Source organism: Paenibacillus elgii NBRC 100335 (assembly GCF_004000865.1).
GTDB classification, from domain to species: domain Bacteria; phylum Bacillota; class Bacilli; order Paenibacillales; family NBRC-103111; genus Paenibacillus_G; species Paenibacillus_G elgii.
On sequence record NZ_BIMB01000006.1, the window covers coordinates 25,563 to 49,579 of the forward strand.

Sequence of the window (24,017 nt, forward strand, 5' to 3'; positions counted from 1 at the left end):
GATGATACGATTATCAAAACGATTGGGTAAAATTGCACAGGAGGTTCCCGCGGGCAGCCGCTTGGCGGACATCGGCTCGGACCATGCGCTGCTCCCCTCTTATTTGGCGAAGCAAGGCACGATCATACAAGGGATTGCCGGCGAGGTAAATCCCGGTCCGTATGACGCTGCGGTGAAGCAGGTGCGCGCGTCGGGGCTGGAGAAGGTCATCGACGTCCGGCTGGGCGACGGTCTGGCCGTCATCGCGCCGGGCGAGGCGGATGTCATTACGATCGCGGGGATGGGCGGAGTGCTGATCGCTTCGATTCTGGAAGCGGGAAAGGCGAAGCTGGAAGGCGTGCGCCGCTTGGTGCTTCAGCCGAATGTCGGCGAAGCGGCGGTCCGGGAATGGCTGCTTGGGAACGGCTGGTTTTTGACCGGAGAGCACATTTTGGAGGAAGACGGAAAAATCTATGAAATTTTGACGGCGGTTCCTAGAACGGAGTCTGGGGCAGACCCGGAATCGCTGTATGAACCGCTGACCCTGGCGGACGGAATAACCGCGGATCGTGCAGTTCTCCTGAGCATGGGGCCGTATTTAGTGCGGGAGGCTTCCGCCATCTGGACGAAGAAGTGGACTTATGAATTGGATAAGCTACGTAAAATATGCGATAATCTGGCCGGCTCCGAAACGGAAGCGTCCCGCAGCAAGGAAGCGGAATTTCGCGCCGAGATGAAACGAATCGAGGAGGTATTAGCCGCATGTACGCCAAAGGCCAAGCCGTAATTCAATTGATGGAAGAGCTCGCGCCCAAATCGTACGCCGTAGAGAACGATAAAATCGGGCTGCAAATTGGCACACTGCATAAGGAAATCCGCAAGGTGCTTGTCGCTCTCGACGTGACGGAAGAAGTAGTAGACGAGGCGATTCATGAGCAAGCCGATCTGATTATTGCGCATCACGCTATCATTTACCGTCCGCTGCCGCATATTCAGACGGATACGCCGGCAGGGCGGCTTTACGAACGGCTGATCAAGCACGACATCGCCGTCTATATCGCCCATACGAATCTGGATGTGGCCGACGGGGGAATCAACGACATGATGGCGGAAGCGATCGGCCTGACCGATACGCAGCCGCTTGACGAAGTACATACCGATAAGCTGAAAAAGCTCGTCGTCTTCGTGCCGACGACGCATGCCGATGCGGTACGACAGGCGATGTTCGAAGCGGGAGCGGGCGGCATCGGCCGCTACAGCCACTGCAGCTTCAACATCGAAGGCGTCGGAACGTTCAAGCCGGAAGAAGGGACGAATCCGTTTATCGGTCAGCCCGGGAAGCTGGAGACGGCGCAGGAAATACGCGTCGAAACGATCGTCCCCCAGAGTGTCGAACGCAGAGTGGTGCAGGCGATGCTGAAGGCGCATCCGTATGAGGAAGTCGCTTACGATCTGTATTCGCTCGATTTGAAGACGCGCACGTTCGGGCTCGGCCGATCCGGAAAGCTTCCGCAGCCGGTAACGCTGCAGGAGCTGTGCGAACGGGTCAAGCAGGTATTTGACGTGCCGATGCTGCGCGTCGTCGGCGATCTATCGCGGAATGTGCGCAAAGCGGCCGTTCTCGGTGGATCGGGCAGCCGCTACGTGAAGCATGCGCAATTCGCCGGGGCCGATGTGCTAGTCACCGGCGATATCGATTATCATACGGCGCATGACGCTTTAGCGGCGGGGATCGCGCTGATCGACCCGGGGCACAACGTTGAAAAAATTATGAAGCGCGGCGTCGCCGACCACTTGCGGCGGAAGCTGGAGGAGCGAAAGTGGGCTACGGAGGTCATCGCTTCGCAAATCGATACGGAACCGTTCCAATTCGTGTAATTTGCCGGAATCCGGCAGTTGAGTTTTGCTCCGATTCCTTGTATACTAGCAAATGCATCTATTGCAAAGGAAAGTTTGACAGACAATCGCTGGTGGCGTTCGCCACGAGAGGAAAGTCCGGGCTCCATAGGGCGGGATGCTGGATAACGTCCAGTCAGCGCGAGCTGAAGGCTAGTGCCACAGAAACGGACCGCCGATGGCCGTGCATGCGATCTTCGATCGCCGCCGGCACAGGTAAGGGTGGAACCGTGGTGTAAGAGACCACGAGGAGCTATGGTGACATAGTTCCTGGTAAACCCCATTTGGAGCAAGACCTAGAGGAACGCACGTCCCGCAAGGGACAGTCTTTGCCCGAGACGCGTTCGGGTTGGTCGCTTGAGCTGTTCAGCAATGGACGGCCTAGATAGATGATTGTCGCTTCAATGGTGGCAGGGTGGCACCCGCTACGACCACCGGAAGCACAGAACCCGGCTTACGGCAAACTTTCTTTCAGCCGCTTACGCAATAGAGCTTCATGCAAAAAACCGCCTCAGGAGGCGGTTTTTTGCTTTTTCTCATCCTCTATTATCATCTGAACCAGCGCTGCATCCAGTCCGGCCATCCCGGCTTCGGAGCCGTCTCGGTTGGGGCGCTGGCCGCTTGGCCGGAAGTTTTGGGATCCGCTGCCTTGAGCGCGGCGACCACGTCGATCAGGCCGTAACCGAAATATTTGTCTTTTCCGGCTGGCCCCAGATCCATCGCCGTTTCTTTGATGATCCGGACCACTTCCGTATTTTTCAGCGCCGGATTGACCGAACGGATGAGCGCCGCCAGCGCGGTAACGTGCGGGCTGGCCATCGAAGTTCCAGATAGTGCCGCATACTGGTTGTTCGGATACGTACTGGCGATGTTGACGCCCGGGGCGGCTACGCCGACATAGTCGCCGAAGTTGGAGAAGGCCGCCTTCTGCTTTCTCGCATCCACCGCAGCCACGCCAAGCACTTCCGGATAAGCGGCCGGGTAGCCGGGCCGATCCGTATTATCGTTACCGGTAGCGGCAATCAAAACGACGTCACGGTCGTGGGCATACTTGATGGCATCGTGCAGGAACTGGGCGTCGGCATAGTTGCCAAGGCTCATGTTGATGACCTTGGCCCCGTTATCCGTTGCCCAAATAATGCCCTGCGCAACGGCATAGGTGCTGCCTGCGCCGCTGGAATCCAGTACTTTGACCGGCAAGACGCGGTTATACCAGCTCATGCCGGCGACGCCCAAGTTATTGTTCACGACGGCCCCGATAACTCCGGCCACATGCGTGCCGTGCCCGACATCGTCAAGCGGTCTGGCTCCGGGCTGAACGGCATTGTAGCCGGTCATCAAATGGCCTTTCAAATCCGAATGGTTCACATCGACCCCGGTATCGACGACCCCGACGATGACGTCCGTCGACCCTTTGGAGACGTTCCAGCCAGCTTCCGTTTCGATCTGCGGCAAGTTCCATTGGTACCTCCGGTACAGCGAATCGTTCGGCGTAATCACCGCTGCCGAATTCGGGTGCGGAACGGGCGCAATATCGTTCGTCAAGTAAAGAAAATGCGGCTCGGCGTAATCGATGTTCCATTTTCCGAAATACCCCATGAGCTGCTTGGCTTCCATGCCCGGCGATTCGAAGACGTAAGTATAGCCGAGCTTGTGGACATGGCCTCCGCCAATTTCTTGCCGGATGCGGGCGAGATCGTTCTCGGAAGGCGGCTGCTTGAATTTGACGACGACTTGATTCGTGTGATAATGGCTCGTTCCCTGGTTATCTTCAGGATGGCGAACCTGTACGTTCTGAAGCGATTTCGAATCGACCGATTCAATCTTATAGCGGCCTGCGGCCGGGTACGGCTCGATTCTCAAATTTTTCTTCTGGTGATCGGCTACCTGAGCCAGAATTTGCTGGTGCACCGCGCCGACGATTCCAGATGCGCCATCCGCTGCAGGAACGCCAAGAACGAAATAGGTGCTGCCGTCCACTTGAAACGGCGGAGATTGATACGTCTTTCCGCCGTCAACCTGCCGCTTCGCTTCTTCCATATAGGGCCGCGAAGCTTTTGCCGCCGCCTCGTTCAGCGTGCCTGCGGCGATGCCCTGGTCCAAGGTTTGGTCCCGTTTGATGCGTATCAGACGTTCCATATGCGGATGCTCCGCTTGGGTCGCTTGCAGCGTTTCCCGCGCTTTGCCGTCCGTCTGTGCCTGTGTGTCCTGAACAATCCGATGCAATTCCAGGCTGCACTGATTGCGGCAAAGCTCATCTGTGCGGGCCACATCCTGATTCAGCATCGTTTGTTTCATTTTCAGCTCGGCGGCAGGCGTAACCCTCTCGGGTGCGGGGGCCTGATCGCCGCGGGGGAAAAGAATCGCTACCCCGGCAATAACAAGAGCGATCGATAAAGCGTATTTCCACATGGGCCGTTGCCTCCTGATCGAAACAGTGTGTACGTCAATTAGAGTCCCCTTCGCGAGCAGTTTAAAAAGCAGCAAAGTTATCCAAAAAGGAGCAGTCCGAAACAAAGGTCTCATGGATGTTTTTCATATTACTTTTACATGCGTTTTGTGGTACGATGGGATGGAGAGGTCGTTTTGCCCATATCGTTCTGTTTTAAAGTTGAGGAGGTCTTTTAAGCGATGGCAGTATTTCATGTAAAAACTCTTTGTGAAACGACAAGGACCAAGCTGAGCGAGGCAATCGCCAAAATGGAACAATTCCTGAACGGACATTCTTTGCAGCAGCTGAGTACCGATAATGACGAAGCGATGGAAGAATTTTATAAAGGTTATTTGACCGATACGAGACATTTGTTAGTGTTTTCCGAGGTGACGTACGAGAAGCTCGGCGTAGCGCTGCGGCGTCCGAATTTTAACGTAGATTATGCCGAAAAAGTGCTTTACGACGTTTATCATAGCTGCGTGAACAGCTTTTTTTATCCAAAAAACGAATGCTATTCCGAAGACGGCCGCTATGCTTATACCGGTCAGGATGCCATCCGCTTCCGTAAAAAGCCTGTACGCGACGTGCGCGACTTGACGATCGAGCTGTCCAAAATTTTTGAGACGCTGCGTGAAGATTTGGCTTATTACGAAACCGACTATATTACGCAAAAACGGATGCAGGGCGAGAAAGTATAATTCGTCCGATCCGAGACATATTGTGAAGAGATGCTTCGATGCGGGCATCTCTTTTTGTTTCATTAAGCTGAAGGAAGGGGTTCTCTGATGCGGCCAAAGATGAATGAGGAAGAACTGGTGCAAGCATCCATACAGCTGATCCGGTTAAACCAGCATCCGGAAGGGGGATACGTCGCCTGTCCGCTATTTGCGCACTACGCTTACGGCTGGCTAAGGGACGGCAGCTTCGTCGCATACGCCATGGATACGGCGGGAGAGCATGACAGCGCCGCTTTATTTTATGACTGGGCCAACCGGATTATCGCTTCCAAGCAAGGTCATATCCGCTATTTGACAGACAAGCAAGCCCGCGGGGAGCACGTGGCGCTTCATGAATTTTTACATACCCGTTATCATCTGGACGGCCGGGACGATACGAGCTCGGAATGGGGGCATTTTCAACTGGATGGCTACGGGGCGTGGCTCTGGGGATTGACGGAACACCTTCGCGCGGTCGGTTCGGACCGGATTCCGGATTCGTACCGGATTAGCGTGGATGCTGCGGTCGATTATTTGCGCGCGTTTTGGCGGTATCCGAACTTCGATTGCTGGGAGGAGTACGGCGAGCACGTACATCCTTCGACGCTGGCCTGTATTTACGGCGGGCTGGAGGGAGTTGCCCGGCTGGACGGCAATGCGGAGCTGCATCATATTTGCACGGAAATAAAGGATTTTCTGCTGCAGCATGGCGTACATGCCGAAAACGGCCATTTTGTCAAAAATATAACGCCTGTCCCCCAAGGGGATTCTATAACATACGTAACGGGTTACGACGGAGTGGACGCGAGCTTGCTATGGCTGGCGGAGCCGTTTCGCGTATTCGATTCGCAGCATCCGGCTATGCAGAAAACGATCGAAGCAATCAAAAATGAGCTGCGCTCAGAGACCGGAGGCGTCCGTCGTTACGTAAGCGATACCTATTACGGCGGGGGAGAGTGGCTGCTGCTGGCGGCTTGGTACGGCTTGGTTCAACTGAAGATGGGCAACCGGGAGGAAGCCGTACGTTCGCTCGAGTGGATAGCAGCGCGGGCGGACGAATTGGGCCGGTTTCCGGAGCAGGTGAGGCGTTCCCAGGGCAATGAGGAAGTCTATGACGATTGGGTTCGCCGCTGGGGGCCTCCGGCAACGCCGCTGCTGTGGTCGCATGCGATGTTCATGGTGCTATATTACAAGCTGCGGGCTAAGGCCTAGAGTATATCCCCTTTTCGATGCGGGAAAGCTGAGAGAGGGGTGATTACGATGCCAGATGTCAAATGCAGCGTCGCTAACTGCGAATATTGGGCGCAGGGAAACAATTGCAACGCCAACGCGATTATGATCGAGATCGACAAGCATGCGGACGTCCAGTATGACACCGAGTTCGGAGCCGAGTTCGAAGATCATCAAGACCGGGCCGCCAGCTCGCAGAACACCTGTTGTCACACCTTCGAGCCGAAAAAATCGAAATAAGCACCGTTTTTTTCGGAAGTGTCAAGCGTTCATTTCTCTCAGGAAGGGAAGGGGACCGAATGAAACGGAAGCTCGGAAGACATCCCGGTTCGGTTCGGGATGACAAGTCGCTGCGGAAGTTCAAGAACGAGCAGCTTCGGAGGGAAACCGGCCGCAAAACGCGCGAGGAATTCGCTGCGGAGCTCGCTTATCGAGGCGGCGGGTCGCGGGAGGAGAGATCCCGCATTATGCACCCTGTGGCCGTAACGGAAAACGGTACGAAGGAGAAGGCGGAAACGTCTTACCGCTGGCTCGGATACACGGCGCTCGTGCTGTCTATTCTCGCATGGTTTCTTTATCCGGCGCTGCTCGGCTCGACGTCAGCCTTATTAGGGCTGTTTGCTTATATGTTGGGCGAGCGTTCGCTGGGCACTTGGTCGATCATCATCGGATTGATCGCGCTGGCCGGTTATTTCATTTTGGTTCCATTATACGCTTGAGGCGGAGACGGCAGGCCGGCAACCGGTCTGCCGTTTTTCTTTTAAATTTTATAGTGGCTGAACCGCCCAAAAAAGTGTACAATGGGAAAAGAATCCCGGTATAAGGAGACTTCCGCAACCGATGAACTTATCGACAAAAGCTATCGATCCCTATACGATTAAAGAGCTGCTGCAGCTTCAGGTGATGAACCAATTAAGCTTGCTGACCTCGGGCAGAAATTCCGTTACCGAGCAAAGCGATAATACGGACTTTGCCTCCATATTGAACGGGATGCTGGCCGGCATGTCCGCAGGAGCCGGGCTCGTCCCGGGACAAGCTTGGGGGCCGGCTATGCTAAGCGGGTTATCTACCGCTTCCGCCGGCGCACTTACAAGGAAGTTCGCCCCGGCTTCGAAGCCGTCAGCCTACGACCCGCTGATTCAGGAAGCCAGCCGCCGATTCGGCGTCGAGCCGAGCGTAGTGAAAGCGGTCATCCATGCGGAGTCGTCGTTTAATGCCAATGCCGTTTCGGGTGCGGGAGCTAAAGGCTTAATGCAATTGATGGACGCAACCGGCCAAGGGCTGGGAGTGGACAATCCGTTCGACCCGGCGCAAAATATCCACGGCGGAACCCGCTATTTATCCAACCTGCTCTCCAAATACGGTGGCAGTTTGGGCACCGCGCTCGCCGCTTACAATGCAGGACCTACCAGACTGGATCGGCTCGGCATTCGAAACGATCAGGACCTAGCCGAAAAGCTGCATCTGCTGCCTGCCGAAACCCAGCAGTACGTACGCAAAGTATTGGCATTGAAAGAGCACTACGAGGCATAAAATGAGCGAGACCAATCGTAGGCACTCCGTTTGCGGGGCCGACCATTGGTCTTATTTTCTTCCTGGACCACGTCGAGACTTACAAAAAGGGGAATGACAAATGCTGTATATGGATTACGCGGCTACCGCGCCTATGTATGACGAAGTCATCGGCGTCATGACCGAAGTGATGAAATCGCACTTCGGCAATCCGTCTTCCTTACATAAGCTGGGCCTGGAAGCCGAGCAGCTCGTAAGCCGTTCGCGTGAAACGATTGCGAACGCGCTTTGCTGCGACCCGAATGAGATTCGGTTTACGTCCGGCGGAACGGAGAGCAACAACCTGGCCATCCGCGGAGCGGCCTACCGATACCGGTCCCGGGGCAATCATTTGATCACTTCGTCCATCGAGCATGCATCAGTTTACGAAACCTTTCGTAAACTGGAAGAAGAGGGCTTTCAAGTCACCTATTTGCCGGTCGACGCTACAGGTCAAATTCGGTTGTCAGACCTTGAGCAAGCATTGACCAACGAAACGATTCTGGTCAGCGTGATGCATGTAAACAATGAAGTGGGCCGAATTCAACCGATTGAAGCGATCGGTGCCATGCTGCGCGACCGTCCCAAGACCTTGTTTCACGTCGATGCTGTACAAGCTATCGGGAAGCTTCCGGTCGACCCGAAGCGGCATGGCATCGATCTGATGTCCTGTGCCGCCCATAAGCTTCGCGGTCCGAAAGGCATCGGGTTCTTATACTGCCGGCGCGGGGTAGAATTGCAGCCGCTTCTATTTGGAGGCGGGCAGGAGGAGGGACTTCGTTCGGGAACGGAAAATGTCCCGGCTGTGGTAGGAATGGCCAAAGCGGTGCGGATGGCCGTTCAGGAGCAGCCTTCCTTTGCGGCGCATACGGCCAGATTGCGCTCCCGTTTGACCGAGGGAATCCGCCAAATTCCGGAGCTTCTCTTGAACGGTTCGGATCGGCCGGAGGATATGGCGCCGCATATTGTCCATTTTTCGTTTCCCGGAATGAAGTCCGAAGTGCTCGTGCATGCTTTGGAACAGCACGGTATTTATGTGTCGACCCGTTCGGCCTGCTCTTCGGGAGCGGAGAAGCCCAGCCGCGTGCTGTCGGCCATGGGGGCGGACCCGGCGGTCGCGGTGAGCGGCATCCGGCTCAGTTACTCGCTTCAGCAGACCGAGAACGATGCGGACCGCTTTTGCCGCGTGCTTAAACAGCTTGTAGAAGAGTTAAAACCGGCCATGGCCGGCAAGAACGAACGGAGGTAACTTATGACACCGCAACAGGTCGTCCTCCGTTTGGGGGAATTGACGCTTAAAGGACGCAACCGCCACCGGTTCGAGCAAGCGGTTTTGCAGCAGCTGAAACGGGTATTGCGTCCTTGGGGAGCCATCAAGTATGAAAAAGAATTCGGGCGAATTACGCTGCATTTGAACGGTACGCCTTACGAAGCGGTGCACGAGCCGCTCAAGACGGTATTCGGCATAGTGTCGTTCAGCCCCGTGCTTACGACGGAATTGGAGCTGGAGCGCGTGCAGGAAACGGCGCTCATGGCGATGCGGGCCATGGACACGCAGCCGCGAACGTTCAAGGTCAGCGTGCGCCGCGTGAACAAAAGCTTTCCGCACGATTCGCAAGAGATGAACCGGCTTGTCGGAGGCTATGTCTTAAGGGCTATGCCCGACCTGAAAGTGGACGTGCACCGGCCGGAAGCGGAGCTGAAAGTCGAGCTTCGCGAACGGCAAGCGCTCGTATACAGCCAAGTAGACCGGGGCGCCGGCGGGTTTCCGCTCGGCACGAACGGTAAAGCGGTGCTCATGCTGTCCGGGGGCATCGACAGTCCGGTAGCGGGCTATTTGGCCATGCGCCAAGGGCTGGCTGTGGAAGCTGTCCATTTTCACAGCTATCCTTACACCAGCGAAAGATCGCAAGAGAAAGTGAAGGAGCTGGTTCGGAAGCTTGCCGTATACGCCGGGCCGATCAAGCTGCACATGGTGCCGTTCACGAGCGTGCAGACCAAGATTCACGAGACGTACCGGGAAAATCTGCTGATCACGGTGCTGCGCAGAGCCATGATGCGGATCGCAGAGAAGCTGGCCGAGGCGAATGGGGCGGGCGCGATCGTTACCGGGGAAAGCTTGGGACAAGTGGCAAGCCAAACGCTGGCCAGCATGAATGCCATCGGCCGGGCCGTGCACCTTCCGTTGATCCGTCCGCTCGTTTGTATGGAAAAGCTGGAAATTATCCGCCTCGCCGAGGTGATTGATTCGTACGAAGTATCCATTTTGCCTTATGAGGATTGCTGCACGTTGTTTTTGCCGCCAAGTCCGAGCACTAACCCGAACTTGAAGGTTGTCGAAAGCATCGAAGAGGGAATGCCCTGGCTTCAGGAAGAAATGGATGAAGCGGTGCGGAATACGGAAACCCTATGGATAGATACGGACCGTCGGGCGGAACAAGAAGATCGATTCTCCTCTTTTTTCTAGATTATCCTATGCCATCGTTCGCCGGACTCCAGATCGAATTGAATGAGATGGAGGGTAACGACCATGCTGGATTGGTTCATTTTGTTTCTCCAAATTATGCTGATCAATATCGTGCTGAGCGGCGACAATGCCGTCGTCATTGCTTTGGCGAGTAAAAATTTGCCTTTGCATCAGCGAAAGCAGGCGATTTGGTGGGGGGCCTTCGGGGCGATCGCCCTGCGGGTCGTGCTCACCGTTATTGCCGTCTATGTCTTGAAGGTGCCGTTCATTCAAGCGCTCGGCTCGGTGCTGCTGCTCTGGATTGCCATCAAGCTGCTGATCGACGAAGAGGATCATTCCAACGTGAAGCAAGCGGCTACCCTCGGCAAAGCGGTCAGCACGATTATTTTGGCCGATTTCGTCATGAGCCTCGACAACGTATTGGCCATTGCAGCCAAAGCGAAGGGAGAGGTCGGAGTAATCATTCTCGGGATCGGGCTTAGCATTCCGATCATCGTCTGGGGGAGCACCTTGGTCGTCAATTTGCTGAAGCGGTACCCCATTTTCGTTTATTTGGGAGCCGGCATTCTTGGCTATACCGCAGGGGAGATGTTTATCGCCGACGAGGAACTGGCAACCAGACTGCTCGGGGATACTTCGCATTATGTGCTGCCGATCGTCACGACGTTGATCGTACTTGCATCCGGCGTGCTTAAGAAATGGGTGTTCCGGCCGCGTCAACGGCATACTTAGCGTGCTGGCGGACTTCGGAAACGCCGCTTTCCAGTCATGAAAAGGTATTGTAAATAATCGGTTAATCCTGCAAGCTATCTTGCGTTTTGCGGCATCTGCACGTATAATAAAGTGTGAATTGTAGCGTCGGCGCTTACGTCCGACGCTTCTTTTGTGAACGGGCTGCGCTCCGGCAACAAGGAGCACGATTTTAGCCAAATTCAAAGAGAGGATTTTGAGACTACATGCATTCGAGAGACAAAATTCGTAATATCGCCATCATCGCCCACGTCGACCACGGCAAAACAACGCTGGTGGATAAGCTGCTTCAGCAATCCGGAACGTTCCGGGAAAACGAGGCGGTGCAGGAACGCGCCATGGACTCGAACGATATCGAACGGGAACGCGGCATTACCATTTTGGCGAAAAATACGGCCATCCAATACAAGGACTACTTGATCAATATCGTCGATACCCCGGGCCACGCCGACTTCGGCGGCGAAGTGGAACGGATTATGAAAATGGTCGACGGCGTACTGCTTGTCGTCGATGCCTTTGAAGGAACGATGCCGCAGACGAAATTCGTTCTGCGCAAAGCGCTGGAACAGCATTTGACGCCGATCGTCGTCGTCAATAAAATCGACCGTCCGAACGCCAGACCGGCCGAAGTGGTCGATGAAGTGCTCGATCTGTTCATCGAACTGGGAGCGGACGACAACCAGCTTGACTTCCCGGTCGTTTACGCATCGGGTCTTATGGGAATGTCGAGCCTGAACCCGGAAAAGCTGAGCGAAAACATGCAGGACCTCTACGATACGATCGTCAGCCATATCCCGGCACCGACCGAGAAGGTCGACGAGCCTCTGCAGTTTCTGGTTACGCTCATGGATTATAACGAATATTTGGGCCGGATCGCCATCGGCCGCGTAAACCGTGGAGTGGTGCGTCAAGGTCAGCCGATTGCGGTCATCAACCGCGAAGGACAAGTGAAGCAAGCTCGCGTCGAGAAGCTTTTCGGCTTCCAGGGCTTGAAGCGCATCGAGATCGAAGAGGCCGGCGCGGGCGATATCATCGCGATCTCCGGGATCAAGGACATCAATATCGGCGAAACGTTGGCCGACCCGGCGAACCCTGAAGCGCTGCCGGTGCTCAAGATCGACGAGCCGACGCTCCAGATGACGTTCCTTGTCAACAACAGCCCGTTTGCGGGCCGCGAAGGAAAATGGGTAACGAGCCGCAAGCTGCGCGAGCGTCTGTTCAAGGAGCTGGAGACCGACGTCAGCCTTCGCGTCGATGAAACGGACAGCCCCGACGCGTTTATCGTATCCGGCCGTGGCGAGCTGCATCTCGGCATCTTGATCGAAAATATGCGCCGCGAAGGATTCGAACTGCAAGTATCGAAGCCGGAAGTCATTATTCGTATGATCGACGGCCAAAAAATGGAGCCGATCGAGCGTCTTATTATCGATTTGCCGGAAGACAGCATGGGCTCCGTGATGGAAAGCCTCGGGACGCGTAAAGCCGAGATGGTCAATATGATCAACAACGGCTCCGGCAACGTTCGTCTGGAGTTTCTCATTCCGGCCCGCGGCTTGATCGGGTACCGGACCTACTTCCTGACGCTAACCCGCGGCTACGGCGTTATGAACCACGCGTTTGACAGCTACGGTCCGTATGCGGGCAGCGGCGTGGGCGGACGTCATGAAGGTGTGCTGATCTCAAGCGAGACAGGTACTTCCACATTCTATGGTATGCTATCGGTCGAAGACCGCGGTACGCTGTTCCTGGAACCAGGCACGGAGGTCTACGAAGGCATGATCGTTGGCGAGCACAACCGCGATAACGACATCATCGTAAACATTTGCAAAGAAAAACAGTTGACGAACGTCCGTTCGGCAACGAAAGAAGATACGGTCAAAATGAAAACGCCGAGGCTCTATTCGATGGAGCAGGCGCTCGAATATTTGAATGACGACGAATATTGCGAAATTACGCCGAAATCGATTCGCCTTCGCAAAAAAATATTGAACAAAGGCGAGCGCGAACGTTTCGAAAAGCAGCGTAAAATGGCGGAAGCCAATGCTTAATTCAACTCAATAAAGAAGACGCGGGAAAGCTCTGAGCAATCGGAGCTTTCTTTGCAAGTCTACATAAAAAGGAGGATTCCGATGCTCGAATGGCTGAGGGCGCATCCGTTTGTGACATGGATCATCATCTTCGTGCTGATTACTTACGTGTACAATAAAGTATTCAAGACGCGGAAGCTGCCGATTTTGAAAGACGCTATCATTTACCTAATGCTGGCTCTCGGATCGGGGATGCTGTTGTTCTTTCAACTGGCGGGGCTGCCGATCGTACTCAGCCTGACCGTGGCGGTCGTTTTGATGCTGATGGTGCGGATTCGCTACTACGTTCAGGAGCGGGAAAACCGCAAATCGTAAGGGCTCGGCCCGATGGAGGTGCTTGGCTGATGTCGGACTTCTGGCTAGTCCCCTTGTCATGGAACGGGGAAACGGCTGTGCTTGGCGGGGGAAGGCTCCGGCTAGAGCCCGAGGACCTCAGGATGCGTTTCCTGGAAACGATGGGACGAATCCACCCGCGGCTGTTGATGATGTTCAAAGCGCATTTGCTGCCGGAGGACGAGTCGGGCGAGGTCTGCGGTACGGAGGAGCTCCCGTTCGCACTCGCGCAATCCGGCGATATTCGATTGTCCGCCGCTGAGTCTTCGGAAGCTATGAACGATGATGCGGGTGAACATCCGACCTGGCGGCTATCCCATTGTGCCGAAGCGTATTTGAATCGGATACTGACGGCACGTGAGGCGGCAGCGCTGCTCCGGCAAGCCGAAGCCGATCCGGAGTCGGAGGCGGAGCGCTGGCTGGATGCCATGCGGACATGGACGGCAGGCGGCCGTCAAGTGATTTTGCTGAGAGAGGACTGAGGGCTTGTGAATTTACAGGATGCGGTGTTCAATTGGCTGCAGATCAGCATTGTGGCGGAGGCCCGGCCGGTCGACATGGCAGCATCGGAAACGAGAGATTTTTTTGAAACGATCCTGCGGGAGGATCATCATCTCGAGCGGTTCGTCCGTACGGCCGATGAAGAGACCTATACCGTGGAGTACGAAGAGGCCGGAGGCGTCCGTCATACGAAAAGGTTCGACCGCGAGCTCGCCGAACAGCTTTTAACGGACATTAACTCCAATCCGAAATACAATGATTGACATATAACCCCGGACGATGAGATACAATAAAATATCATTGTCCGAAGGGAGTGTCCGTGATAACTGCTGGTAGCTGTTACCTAGCCCGTATGCTATAATGGTCTTAGATTCGGAGACAAACCTTTACAGGAGGGGAACCTATGGCCGAAACGATCATAGCCTTGTCGGAACAGCTCTTCGATCTACTCCAAAAGGATTCGTTTGCTCTTTTGAGCACGATCGATCATGAAACCGGTTCGCCTGCGACAAACGCCATTTCGTGGCTATTCGCTAAAGACCGGACGACGGTTCGTTTTGCCGTCGACCAGCGTTCGCGCATTTTGACGAACATCAAGCAGCATGCGCATGTAAATTTGACGGTTATCGGCGCCGGCTCCGTCTTCGTGATTTACGGAAGCGCGCGTCAGGTTGCCGAAGCTCTTGACGGGGTTCCGTTCAAGCTGGCTTGCTATGATATTGACATTGCTTCGGTGCGCGATGCGATGTTCTACGGAGCGCGCATTTCCGTTGCCCCTGAATATGAAAAAACGTACGACAAGCGTGCCGCTGAGAAGCTGGACACGCAAGTGTTCGACGCGATGCAAAAAGCCTAAGACCGTTTGACGTCCTAGGCTTTTTTTCCACCTCAAAAGACCGGTACAGATTGCTGCCTGGAACTGCGGATTACCTTTGAGCGGGCGGATGCGATTGCAGCGGATTCACGTCACGCGGCATCTGCGGAACGATTCTCCCGATAATGGCGGCCATTTCCTCAGCGAAGCCGTTGATCGGTCTACCGTTCATCGCTTGCTGCCTTATGTTCCACAAGCGCTGGTTCAAATCCATATCCGCGGTTACTAACGCATCCACTCCGTATGGATCTTTTTTGAGCGCCTCCGCGACAGACAGCTTGATCGTTCCGACTTTCGCGCGGTCCATGGCAGGCGGGACGTTGATTCCCACGACGGCCGTGTTGCCGAAGACGACGCAGTTGGCGCTCTCCACATTCGGCACGCTGACGGCGATTTGCTCCAGCCTGTGGGCTACGGCGCGGGGGTCCTGAATTTCTTTTTTCTGCGGTGCCGTTTGCTTCACTTGTACTTGCCGGTTCGCATCGGCGGTCTGCGAGGGGGCAGCTCCATTTTTTGGTGCTTGGTTACATCCTGACACGACAGCGGACAACATCAAGAGGGTCACGACAAACATTTTCATCAACAATCGTCCTTTCTTTTCGTCATCGGCTTTGGCTAGTTTGTCCTGACGGGGAAATTCCTATGTATCGAGCCGAACCAACCACCGAACCTGGGAGGGACTCATGATGAAAAAAATTTATGTGCTGGATACCAATGTGCTGCTGCAGGACCCGAACGCGATTTACGCTTTTGAAGATAACGATATTATTATTCCGGCGGTCGTCTTGGAGGAAATCGACTCCAAGAAACGCAACGCCGACGAACTGGGGCGCAATGCGCGCCAAATTTCCCGGATGCTCGATGGGCTCCGCAGCGACGGCCAACTGTTTGAAGGCATCGGGCTTCCCGGCGGCGGAAGCCTGAAGGTGGAGCTGAACCATCGGAGCTTTGCGAAGCTGCAGGAAGTGTTCGCCGAAGTGACGAACGACAACCGCATTTTGGCGGTGGCACTAAATTATTTGCTGGAAGAGAAGGAAAAATCCGACCCGAAGCCGGTTATTCTGGTCAGCAAGGACGTGCTCGTCCGGATCAAAGCCGACGTGCTGGGCATTACAGCACAAGATTATTTGACGGACCGGGTCGTGAACGTGGCCGGAGACATTTACACCGGGCAGTTGACCTTGCTGGTGCACCCTTCGGTTATCGACGAGTTTTACACGTACCGCTATTTAAGCATCAATTCGCTGCAGCTCGGCTATGCGCTTCATCCGCACGAATTCGTCATTCTGAAAGACGAGATGGGTACCAGCAAGTCGGCACTGCTTAAAGTGAATGCCGACGGGAAGAAGCTGGAGCCGCTTTATCTTAGCAACGATCCGATCTGGGGAATCGCGGCGCGGAATGCCCAGCAGCGGATGGCCCTCGAGCTTCTGCTTAACGACGATATTCCGCTGGTCACGCTGACGGGCAAAGCAGGCACGGGGAAAACGCTACTGACGCTTGCTGCAGGCTTATTGAAGGTCGAGGACGAAAGAAAGTATAAGAAGCTGCTGATTGCCCGTCCCGTCGTTCCGATGGGTAAGGACATCGGGTACTTGCCGGGAGAAAAAGAAGAAAAGCTGCGGCCGTGGATGCAGCCGATCTACGATAATTTGGAGTATTTGTTCGATACGAAAAAGCCGGGCGATATCGATAAAATATTGGCGGGGCTCGGCAGCATTCAAGTCGAGGCGCTGACCTACATCCGCGGGAGGTCCATTCCCGGGCAATTCATCATCATCGACGAAGCGCAGAACCTGTCCAAGCACGAGGTGAAAACGATCGTTTCTCGTGTGGGCGCGGGCAGCAAGATCGTTCTGCTGGGCGATCCCGAGCAGATCGACCACCCATATCTGGATGCGTCGAGCAACGGCCTTACGTATGTTGTAGAGCGCTTTAAGGAGCAAACGATCAGTGGACACATCATGCTGGAGCGCGGGGAGCGCTCGCATCTGGCGCAGCTAGCCGCCGATTTGCTGTAAGGGAACCTTACCTTAATGAAAAAAACGGTGATGCCAACGATAGGAATCTATCGCGGCACCACCGTTTTTTGTTGTTTCTGCGGTTTCACCGTTCCGGCGAATAAATCCATTCCACAGCGCCGCCGTAAGCGCGGGCAATGCCTTCCGCAAGCTCGGCCAGTTGGGCATCGACGGCGAAGGCAGAGCCGCCTCCCGGCTCCGGCCAAGCGGCAAGCAAATGTTCCTCAAGCTGAGCTTCCGCCTGCCGCGGCTCGAAGGCCCGCCCGAGCAGACCATTCGCCTCCGTCGCAGCCCGCAGCCGGAATACGGCGACGAGATCCGCATACAGGTAAACGTTCTCCAGGCGGCTGACAAAGCCGTAATCGCCGAAGGCCGGATACTTCGTGACCGGAGCCGGAAGCAGGAGCACGTTTAGCTCTTCGGAAGGAACGGCATATTGCTCTAAAATCGGCCTGAGCCGCTCCAGCTCATCCGCGGACGAAAAAATCATCAGCTCCTTGTCGCGGTCGAACAAGGCGGTCTTTCCCGCCAATGCTTTGACAATCTGGGCATAATAGCCGGCCTGCTTGTCTTCGGGCAGATCCAAGGCTGCAGCATATTTGAGCACGGGCTCCGTCAACGTCTTCACGCTCCTTTTCTTCCGGGGCGGCTTAGCTTAAAAGTTATAAGGCCAGCTTCAGCAGGATGCTTAATTTTCCTTCTTCCAGCCGGACGCCGGTTACTTGCAAAAACGAGGCGATATTTTGGGGGTAGATCCCCAGATCAAAGCTTTTTTCGAATTCCTCCACCGTCGTGGAGGGCAGGGAAAAGCCGTTAAACTGCATTTCCAGAATCCGGAACCGGATAAACGGTTTTTCGCTGCCGTCGTCCATCACGGCCATCTCGTAGCTTCCCCGGATCATGACGGCAATATCGCCTTCCTGCCCGGAGGCCGATACTTGATCGGGATAGAAATGAAACGTCAGATTGCGGAACCGTTCGTTTTTTTTACGCAAAAAGTCGTTAAGCTCGCTGTCCGTCATCTGGAACGTATAATTTACCCCGTTCATGACCAGATTGCCGTTCTTGTTTTTGTCGCCGCCGGACGTTACCAGCTCGGGAAGCTGCTGCATCGCACCCGCCAGCGCCTGAAAGTACGTCTTGAACAGAGGAATGCCCTTGTTCTCCCATAGCTTGTTGAGCTCGAGCATCTGCTGAAGCAGCGCCGCCTGCTCTTTGCTATCGGCCAACTGAGCGTCCACTTCTTTTTGGAGCGCGGCAAGCCGTTCCCGCTGCTGCAAGTAACGCTCTTTCGTCCGCTGCAGGGAGGTATGGGCATCAGCCAGCTCTTTTTTGACCGAAGTCAGCCGCTGCCATGCATCCGTATGACGCTGCAGCGCTTGTTTATCGTTGCGCAGAATCATTTGCAGATAGTCGAGCACCGACACCGCATCGGAGAACGAACCTACCGAGAACAGCAGCACCCACAGCGAATCGCGGTCGCCCATGTAATAAGAGCGGACGACTTTGGCGGCATGTATTTTCGCCTCGCTTGTGGAATGCTCCGCTTCGCGAATTTGCTGTTCTGCGCTCTGCATTTGCGCCTGGAGCTTGATTTCCTGATCGGCAATGCGGCTTAGCTCCTGATCGATCTCATAGATGGTAAGGCCTTTCTGCAGCAAGCTTCTATCCGCTTGTCCGCTCTCCGCATACGCGGAATAGGGCCATAAGGCGGATAAACATCCGTATACCGAGAAAAGCGCAAGGATAGCCCATTGGCGTATATTCACACGCATGTCCCTCCCGTCCTTTCAACTAAAGATTATCATAGGAATGGGAAAAACATGACAAAAAAATTCCACGGCGCTGTGCCATGGAAGGGCTTCCGTCACGTTACTTTTTGCCCGCTTGAGGCTTAGGGAGCAATCGTAAAATGTCTTCCGCATGTTTGACCTGCTTCGGTGCTTCTTTCGTAAAGGCAGGGGTCTGATTGATCTCTTGCACCTTATACGTCCATTCCACGCTGTTTTTTGCGTCGTTTCCGCCTTCGACCGAAAAATAAAGCTTTCCGGTTTGCTCACGGATAAAACCTTGATTGTCGATCAGGATACTTAGCGTCGTAGGAGCTTCGATCTTGATCCGCTCCAGCGATTTTTTCCATTCCTCGGCTTGTCCCGTTCCGCTCAGCCCGCTGGTCATCAGCTCGTTAAGCACGGATGGCAGTGCGGCTGCGAAATATTTTGCCATGTCCTGCTTGTTCTTGTCCGTCACCGTAAGCGTAATGCGCTTCGCAGGTTCGCCCTCGGCAAGCTTCTCGTCCTTGCTGCCGGGCTCCAGCCAGTTCGGATCGACCCCTTCGAGCAGCTTGCCGATAAGGGAGGCGCTTAGCCTTCCGGTGTTCTTGAGCTTGTCCGCTTGCTTATCCAGCGGCAGCATCAAATATTCGTCCGCCTTCGTAATGGCTGGCATCTGCAGATACATTTTGTTATCTTTAAGAAGAAACGGCAGTTCGATGGGTGAGGCCGCACCTTTCGGCGTCAGTTTGACCGAGGCTTCCATTCGGACCGGATCTGCCAGCGAAACGAGCCCGCTGTATTCGAACTTGCTTTCTTTAACCAGGCCAAGCAAAGCGGCAGTTACCGGTTGCGAGCCTGAAAATAAAGAAGCGTCCAGCTTCAGCTCCGCTTCCCCGGCATATCGGTAGCTTTGGATTTGCTCCTGCTTGGCGACAGCTTGCACCAAATCCTGCTTCACCTGCTGATGATCGGTGCAGGCGGACGTGAGCAGAACAGTGCAGCTTATAAGGGCCGCGCAGAAGATCGTTCGTGGTTTAAACAAGGCTCTGCTTCCTCTCCTATTTTTCTCATCCTATTATAGCGAGTGGGGGCGGTTTTGTCTTTAGTAATTTGGCGAGAGGCGGTAGGCGTATGAAAACGGAGCAGGCGAACGATTCCCCGCTGCTGCAAGCGATTCGGGAACAGATTGATATGCAGCCGGGCCGGGCGATTTCGTTCCGGGACTATATGGATTTGTGCTTGTATCATCCGAGCTTGGGCTATTATATGAATTCGAATCGGAAAATCGGCCGGGCTGGCGACTTTTATACGAGCGCTTCGGTCGGCAGCGTGCTTGGCGACATGCTGGCTGCCTACCTTCGAAGCTTTGCGGAAACGCGGAGCGGCGATATCTGCTTAACAGAGTGGGGAGGGGGCGACGGAACTTTAGCAAGACAAATGCTTGACGCCATCCGGAGCGGCTCTCCCGCGCTGTATGCGCGGCTGCGCTTCATCAGCATCGAAAAGAGCCCGGTGCACCGGAGCCTTCAATCGGAGGCGCTAGCGCCTCATATGGGGCTTGTGAGCTACCTCACAGCCGAGGAGTGGCACGCGGCAGGCCCTTGGCCCAATACGCTTGTTTTGTCCAACGAGCTGCCGGACGCCTTTCCGGTGTACCTGATCGTAAGCCGTGAAGCGGGCTGGCGGGAAATTATGGTGGGCTGGGATGACGAACAGAGCTGCCTGACGGAGGTGGAAAGACCGTTATCGGGCGGCGAGCTTGAGGCCTTTATCATCAAGGAAGCGATTCCGCCGAGAGCGGGTCAGCGGTTCGAAGTCAATTTGGACGCGCTGCGCTGGCTCCGGTCGGTTGCCGGCAGCTTGGGGAACGGCAGTGTGCTGCTGACGATCGACTACGGGCACGTGAGGGAAGAGCTTTACGCTCCGCACCGGATGAACGGAACGCTGCTGTGTTACCGGAAGCATCAGGCTTCCGATACGCCGCTGCAGTTCCCAGGCGAGCAGGACATGACCGCTCATGTCAATTTCAGCGCGTTGATCGATGCCGGGAAGGAAGCGGGGCTGGAGCCTTCGGGCCTGCTCAGCCAGAAGCAATTTTTGCTGGAGCAGGGATTGCTGGACGAGTTGAGCGATCATGACGCCCGAGACCCGTTCTCGCCGCAGGCCCGGCGCAATCGGGCCATTCGCCAGCTGCTTCTCAGCGACCAGATGAGCGAGCTGTTTAAGGTTTTGATTCAAAAAAAAGGCGAACCGCATTGAAGCTTGCGGTTCGCCTTTCTTGTCTCGTATTCGCTTACTTTTTTCCGGACTGGCAGGTTTAGATGGACATTTTGAAAAATGACCAGTAGGTAAACCCTGTAAACGAAACAATCATGTAGCCCCAAAAAATCAATATGTAGGCACGTTCAGACAGTTTCATGTATCCTAACAGCGTGAAAATCGCCGTCTGGGCGAAAAAGATGAGCGCCATTGGAATAAAGTCGCCGGCCAACGCCATGAGCCCGATTACAAGCGTCCAGAAGCCAAGAACGCGAAACATGCGATCCATCCTGTATCCCCCTCTCTTCGTTCACGATCGATACTTATGTACTATCCAACATTATAGCGAAAGCCTTCCTGCCTGTAAACGCCCAATCCGTGACGAATTTTAGTCAAATTTTTAGCCCTTCGCAACATATCGTTGCCCAAATCCGCTGAAACGATGTATGACCGCCTTGAAAATTGGCAATACAAATTACTAGAAAAGTATTCTATGAACTCTACCATGGGCATAGAGATAAAGTAACGCAGCACTTTATGCATCACGAACATAGATGCGGATGAACCTATAGGGGTTAGGAGGACGGCTTGATGACGGCAATCAGACAAGACGCTTGGAGCGAGGAAGACGATTTGATATTGGCGGAGGTGACGTTAAGACATATTCGCGAAGGCAGCACGCAGCTGTCCGCTTTTGAGGAAGTGGGCGAAAAAATAGGTAGAACGGCGGCCGCTTGCGGTTTCCGCTGGAACAGCTTCGTCCGCAAGAAATACGAGGCGGCGATTCAGATCGCCAAAGCGCAGCGACAAAAAAGAAACCAGCACCGCAAGCAGGCGAGCGCGTTCGCATCCATTGCGGGCAGCGGCATGGGAGGCCCCTTGGCCTCGGAAGGCGCGGTGCGCAGCGACGGGATCGTGGAAGAGTTGTCGATCGACGCCGTTATCCGCTTTCTGCGGCAATGGAAAGGAAGCTACCAGGAAATGGTGCGGCACGTAAGGCAGCTTGAGAAGGAACTGAACGACAAGCAGGATGAGCTTGAACGGCTGCGTAATCTCAACGACGAACTGAGCCGGCAGGTCAGCGACGTTTCGACCGATTATCGCGTCGTGAACGACGATTACAAAGCGCTTATCCAGATTATGGACCGGGCTCGCAAGCTTGCTTTTCTGGCAGAGGAAGAAGAGGAAAGCAAAACCCGCTTTAAAATGGATGAAAACGGGAATCTGGAACGGATCGAATAACCGGAACCGTCTCATAAAAAGGAAGGAACCCCCCGAATCGGGTTGCCATGAGCACCCGTTCCGGGGTTTTTGTGCGTGTCCCGCCATTTTTTGCTATGATAGACTGAACAAACTTTTAGCGCACGGGGGAGAGACGATGGGCCGGTTTACGGTGATTGGCGCAGGGGCGCTCGGAACGTTGTTTGCAGTCAAATTATCCGAAGCGGGGCACGAGGTTGAGATCGTCGTCCGCCGTGCCGAGCGGCGAGCTGAAATGGAAGCTGCAGGATTGCGCTTGATCGATGCTGTTTCCGGACCGGAGGAAAAAAGCGCTCGGGCAGTGATTACTGCTTTTCCCCGCGTTTGCTTATGGGACGAGATGGAAGCATTCGGGGGGGAGGACGGGAGCGGGCCGCATTTTATCCTGCTAGCCGTAAAGCAATCGGCCATAACCCGGGAGCTCGGGCTGGAACTCGGACGGCGGATGGGCCCCTCGGTGTGGATCGTTTGCTTGCAGAACGGCATCGGGCATCTGGAGACGCTGGCGGCGCATGTACCGGCGGAGCGGTTACTTGCAGCTGTGACGACGGAAGGCGCGATGATCTCCTCCGCCGGGGAAGCGGTTCATACGGGGAGTGGTACGACCTGGATAGGCGCAGCGAGGGACGAAACGGTCGAATTTTCGGAAATCGTGCAAAAAAATCTGGTTTATTGGCTGCAATTGGCAGGATTTAGCGCATCTATGTCGAAAAACATCTCTAGCCGTATTTGGCAAAAGCTTCTTATCAATGCGGTCATCAATCCGCTCACCGCCTTGCTGCGGGTGCCGAATGGCGAGCTTCTGTGTTTGCCGGGAGCCGGCGAGCTGATGCGTGCTCTGCACGAAGAAGGGGTTGCTCTGGCGCGTGCGCTTGATATCCGGTTGGAGCCGGATCTGTGGGAGCAGCTGCTGGAGGTATGCCGGCGAACCGCAAACAACCGGTCCTCTATGCTGCAGGACATGACGGCTGGACGTGCTACGGAAATCGACGCCATTACGGGAGGACTGCTGCGGGAAGCGGGTCGTAGCGGAATAGCGCTTCCGACGCATCTTACCGTATACCGGTTGATCAAGGCGGCGGAGGCCAGGCATCGGTCCTGACGGCTGAACATTATTATCGATTGAAATCGGGGTGATATCGCATGAGTGCATTGTTTGGATGGCTGCAGCAGCTTTATACGTTTCTTGCGCTCGTCCCGTTCGTCGCATTTTTCAGTGTATGGGTTGCCGTTTACTACTATACTAAAGATAAGCGCAAAGCCACGCACCTCAGCATGGATATCACCACGTTGTTTCTTATCGGCTCCGTTGCGTTTATGAGCCGGAATTTGTTCGATTCGGGAATGGTGCTGTGGACGATCGTGCTGCTGTTTCTTGTGGCCGCCGGCTTGCTTGGAAATATGCAAACCCGGCTTAAGGGAAAGATCGATTTGATCAAAATCGCCAGAACGCTGGGACGACTTGGCTTTGTGCTGCTGACGGCATGCTATATTCTCCTGCTGTTCATTGGCATCGGCAAATATATGATCAACCCATAGAAGAAGATATGAAGGAATGTGCGTACATTAATTGATGGAAGACATCGTGTTTGTCTTCCTGAAGGACAAGAGGCTGCAGACAGAATGCAAATCCGTTTTGCAGCATTTGACGAATAAAATGCTGCCATTTTTGAGAGTCTAACCCAGAAGGCTCTTTATTTTTTTGTGATTAAACTACGAAAAGTGATATAATAATACTAAAAACTACAAAAAATGGCCAGAAACAAAAAATAACACTAGATTTTATTAACCCCTGGTTGTATAATTTCTATTTGGTAACGGTTACAACCAACAGGGTCTTTACTTTTCCGCTGGAATCTTATATCATCAAAGGGTGTCATGTTA

The 24,017-nt window shown here is 54.6% G+C and carries 26 protein-coding genes and 1 other RNA gene; 21 read left to right on the plus strand and 6 right to left on the minus strand.

What is annotated here, in order from left to right; all coding sequences use genetic code 11:
- The first annotated feature begins 1 nt into the window (after position 1).
- From PEL01S_RS06375 to rnpB, 3 genes are all read left to right on the plus strand, one after another.
- The gene (locus PEL01S_RS06375) at positions 2 to 766 is read left to right on the plus strand and encodes a tRNA (adenine(22)-N(1))-methyltransferase (protein WP_127459747.1); all 765 of its coding nucleotides are present in this window, start codon (positions 2 to 4) and stop codon (positions 764 to 766) included.
- Entirely contained in the window at positions 742 to 1,857 is a 1,116-nt protein-coding gene (locus PEL01S_RS06380; protein WP_127459748.1) for a Nif3-like dinuclear metal center hexameric protein, read from the plus strand. Before PEL01S_RS06375 ends, PEL01S_RS06380 begins: the two co-directional genes overlap by 25 nt.
- Before the next feature lie 70 nt (positions 1,858 to 1,927).
- Positions 1,928 to 2,347: RNase P RNA component class A (rnpB, locus tag PEL01S_RS06385), an RNA gene on the plus strand.
- A gap of 77 nt (positions 2,348 to 2,424) precedes the next feature.
- Here the strand turns inward: rnpB and PEL01S_RS06390 are convergent.
- Positions 2,425 to 4,287 (minus strand): S8 family peptidase, encoded by a 1,863-nt coding sequence (locus PEL01S_RS06390; protein ID WP_127459749.1) that lies wholly within the window; start codon positions 4,285 to 4,287, stop codon positions 2,425 to 2,427.
- A 219-nt stretch (positions 4,288 to 4,506) separates the two neighbouring features.
- On the opposite strand from PEL01S_RS06390, the gene PEL01S_RS06395 reads away from it, so the two are divergent.
- The 13 genes from PEL01S_RS06395 (at position 4,507) to PEL01S_RS06455 (ending at position 14,800) form a co-directional block, all read left to right on the plus strand.
- A complete protein-coding gene (locus tag PEL01S_RS06395; RefSeq protein ID WP_127459750.1) occupies positions 4,507 to 5,007 on the plus strand; it encodes a YpuI family protein in 501 nt (166 codons plus the stop codon).
- Between the two features lie 87 nt (positions 5,008 to 5,094).
- Positions 5,095 to 6,237, plus strand: a complete 1,143-nt coding sequence (locus PEL01S_RS06400; protein WP_127459751.1) for a glycoside hydrolase family 15 protein — start codon at positions 5,095 to 5,097, stop codon at positions 6,235 to 6,237.
- A 48-nt stretch (positions 6,238 to 6,285) separates the two neighbouring features.
- Complete coding sequence (locus PEL01S_RS06405) at positions 6,286 to 6,495, plus strand: DUF1540 domain-containing protein (RefSeq protein WP_063184275.1); 210 nt, start codon at positions 6,286 to 6,288, stop codon at positions 6,493 to 6,495.
- Between the two features lie 59 nt (positions 6,496 to 6,554).
- Complete coding sequence (locus PEL01S_RS06410) at positions 6,555 to 6,974, plus strand: MFS transporter (RefSeq protein WP_063184274.1); 420 nt, start codon at positions 6,555 to 6,557, stop codon at positions 6,972 to 6,974.
- Positions 6,975 to 7,095: 121 nt separating this feature from the next.
- Positions 7,096 to 7,788, plus strand: coding sequence for a lytic transglycosylase domain-containing protein (locus tag PEL01S_RS06415; RefSeq protein WP_127459752.1), 693 nt, complete (start codon positions 7,096 to 7,098; stop codon positions 7,786 to 7,788).
- 100 nt (positions 7,789 to 7,888) lie between these two features.
- Positions 7,889 to 9,055 (plus strand): cysteine desulfurase family protein, encoded by a 1,167-nt coding sequence (locus PEL01S_RS06420; RefSeq protein ID WP_127459753.1) that lies wholly within the window; start codon positions 7,889 to 7,891, stop codon positions 9,053 to 9,055.
- Between the two features lie 3 nt (positions 9,056 to 9,058).
- Positions 9,059 to 10,273 (plus strand): tRNA uracil 4-sulfurtransferase ThiI, encoded by a 1,215-nt coding sequence (thiI, locus tag PEL01S_RS06425; RefSeq protein ID WP_127459754.1) that lies wholly within the window; start codon positions 9,059 to 9,061, stop codon positions 10,271 to 10,273.
- 63 nt (positions 10,274 to 10,336) lie between these two features.
- Complete coding sequence (locus PEL01S_RS06430; protein WP_063184270.1) at positions 10,337 to 11,005, plus strand: TerC family protein; 669 nt, start codon at positions 10,337 to 10,339, stop codon at positions 11,003 to 11,005.
- 224 nt (positions 11,006 to 11,229) lie between these two features.
- On the plus strand, positions 11,230 to 13,071 hold the full coding sequence (gene typA / locus PEL01S_RS06435; RefSeq protein ID WP_063184269.1) for a translational GTPase TypA: 1,842 nt from the start codon (positions 11,230 to 11,232) through the stop codon (positions 13,069 to 13,071).
- Between the two features lie 81 nt (positions 13,072 to 13,152).
- Positions 13,153 to 13,425, plus strand: a complete 273-nt coding sequence (locus PEL01S_RS06440; protein ID WP_063184268.1) for a YlaH-like family protein — start codon at positions 13,153 to 13,155, stop codon at positions 13,423 to 13,425.
- Positions 13,426 to 13,454: 29 nt separating this feature from the next.
- Positions 13,455 to 13,925: a hypothetical protein gene (locus tag PEL01S_RS06445; RefSeq protein WP_127459755.1), complete on the plus strand. Its 471-nt coding sequence runs from the start codon at positions 13,455 to 13,457 to the stop codon at positions 13,923 to 13,925.
- Positions 13,926 to 13,931: 6 nt separating this feature from the next.
- Positions 13,932 to 14,207: a hypothetical protein gene (locus tag PEL01S_RS06450; protein WP_127459756.1), complete on the plus strand. Its 276-nt coding sequence runs from the start codon at positions 13,932 to 13,934 to the stop codon at positions 14,205 to 14,207.
- A 140-nt stretch (positions 14,208 to 14,347) separates the two neighbouring features.
- Positions 14,348 to 14,800 (plus strand): pyridoxamine 5'-phosphate oxidase family protein, encoded by a 453-nt coding sequence (locus PEL01S_RS06455; RefSeq protein ID WP_127459757.1) that lies wholly within the window; start codon positions 14,348 to 14,350, stop codon positions 14,798 to 14,800.
- 70 nt (positions 14,801 to 14,870) lie between these two features.
- Here PEL01S_RS06455 and PEL01S_RS06460 read toward each other — a convergent pair whose 3' ends face one another.
- Positions 14,871 to 15,398 carry a YhcN/YlaJ family sporulation lipoprotein gene (locus tag PEL01S_RS06460; RefSeq protein WP_010491876.1) on the minus strand — a complete coding sequence of 176 codons (528 nt, stop codon included), beginning with the start codon at positions 15,396 to 15,398 and terminating at the stop codon, positions 14,871 to 14,873.
- 106 nt (positions 15,399 to 15,504) lie between these two features.
- On the opposite strand from PEL01S_RS06460, the gene PEL01S_RS06465 reads away from it, so the two are divergent.
- The gene (locus PEL01S_RS06465) at positions 15,505 to 16,839 is read left to right on the plus strand and encodes a PhoH family protein (RefSeq protein ID WP_127459758.1); all 1,335 of its coding nucleotides are present in this window, start codon (positions 15,505 to 15,507) and stop codon (positions 16,837 to 16,839) included.
- 85 nt (positions 16,840 to 16,924) lie between these two features.
- Here PEL01S_RS06465 and PEL01S_RS06470 read toward each other — a convergent pair whose 3' ends face one another.
- The 3 genes from PEL01S_RS06470 to PEL01S_RS06480 all read right to left on the minus strand — a co-directional run bounded on the left by PEL01S_RS06470 (position 16,925) and on the right by PEL01S_RS06480 (position 19,656).
- Positions 16,925 to 17,467: a hypothetical protein gene (locus PEL01S_RS06470; protein ID WP_255320079.1), complete on the minus strand. Its 543-nt coding sequence runs from the start codon at positions 17,465 to 17,467 to the stop codon at positions 16,925 to 16,927.
- 34 nt (positions 17,468 to 17,501) lie between these two features.
- On the minus strand, positions 17,502 to 18,614 hold the full coding sequence (locus PEL01S_RS06475) for a coiled-coil domain-containing protein (RefSeq protein ID WP_127459759.1): 1,113 nt from the start codon (positions 18,612 to 18,614) through the stop codon (positions 17,502 to 17,504).
- A gap of 97 nt (positions 18,615 to 18,711) precedes the next feature.
- On the minus strand, positions 18,712 to 19,656 hold the full coding sequence (locus PEL01S_RS06480; protein ID WP_127459760.1) for a hypothetical protein: 945 nt from the start codon (positions 19,654 to 19,656) through the stop codon (positions 18,712 to 18,714).
- Between the two features lie 89 nt (positions 19,657 to 19,745).
- On the opposite strand from PEL01S_RS06480, the gene PEL01S_RS06485 reads away from it, so the two are divergent.
- Positions 19,746 to 20,873 carry a class I SAM-dependent methyltransferase gene (locus tag PEL01S_RS06485; RefSeq protein WP_127459761.1) on the plus strand — a complete coding sequence of 376 codons (1,128 nt, stop codon included), beginning with the start codon at positions 19,746 to 19,748 and terminating at the stop codon, positions 20,871 to 20,873.
- A gap of 58 nt (positions 20,874 to 20,931) precedes the next feature.
- Here PEL01S_RS06485 and PEL01S_RS06490 read toward each other — a convergent pair whose 3' ends face one another.
- Positions 20,932 to 21,162 carry a DUF2626 domain-containing protein gene (locus PEL01S_RS06490; RefSeq protein ID WP_010491888.1) on the minus strand — a complete coding sequence of 77 codons (231 nt, stop codon included), beginning with the start codon at positions 21,160 to 21,162 and terminating at the stop codon, positions 20,932 to 20,934.
- A gap of 302 nt (positions 21,163 to 21,464) precedes the next feature.
- On the opposite strand from PEL01S_RS06490, the gene PEL01S_RS06495 reads away from it, so the two are divergent.
- The 3 genes from PEL01S_RS06495 (at position 21,465) to PEL01S_RS06505 (ending at position 23,672) form a co-directional block, all read left to right on the plus strand.
- The gene (locus PEL01S_RS06495; protein WP_063184260.1) at positions 21,465 to 22,115 is read left to right on the plus strand and encodes an RsfA family transcriptional regulator; all 651 of its coding nucleotides are present in this window, start codon (positions 21,465 to 21,467) and stop codon (positions 22,113 to 22,115) included.
- Between the two features lie 136 nt (positions 22,116 to 22,251).
- Positions 22,252 to 23,235, plus strand: a complete 984-nt coding sequence (locus tag PEL01S_RS06500) for a ketopantoate reductase family protein (RefSeq protein WP_127459762.1) — start codon at positions 22,252 to 22,254, stop codon at positions 23,233 to 23,235.
- A 41-nt stretch (positions 23,236 to 23,276) separates the two neighbouring features.
- Positions 23,277 to 23,672, plus strand: a complete 396-nt coding sequence (locus PEL01S_RS06505; RefSeq protein ID WP_127459763.1) for a DUF3397 domain-containing protein — start codon at positions 23,277 to 23,279, stop codon at positions 23,670 to 23,672.
- The last annotated feature ends 345 nt before the right edge of the window (positions 23,673 to 24,017 follow it).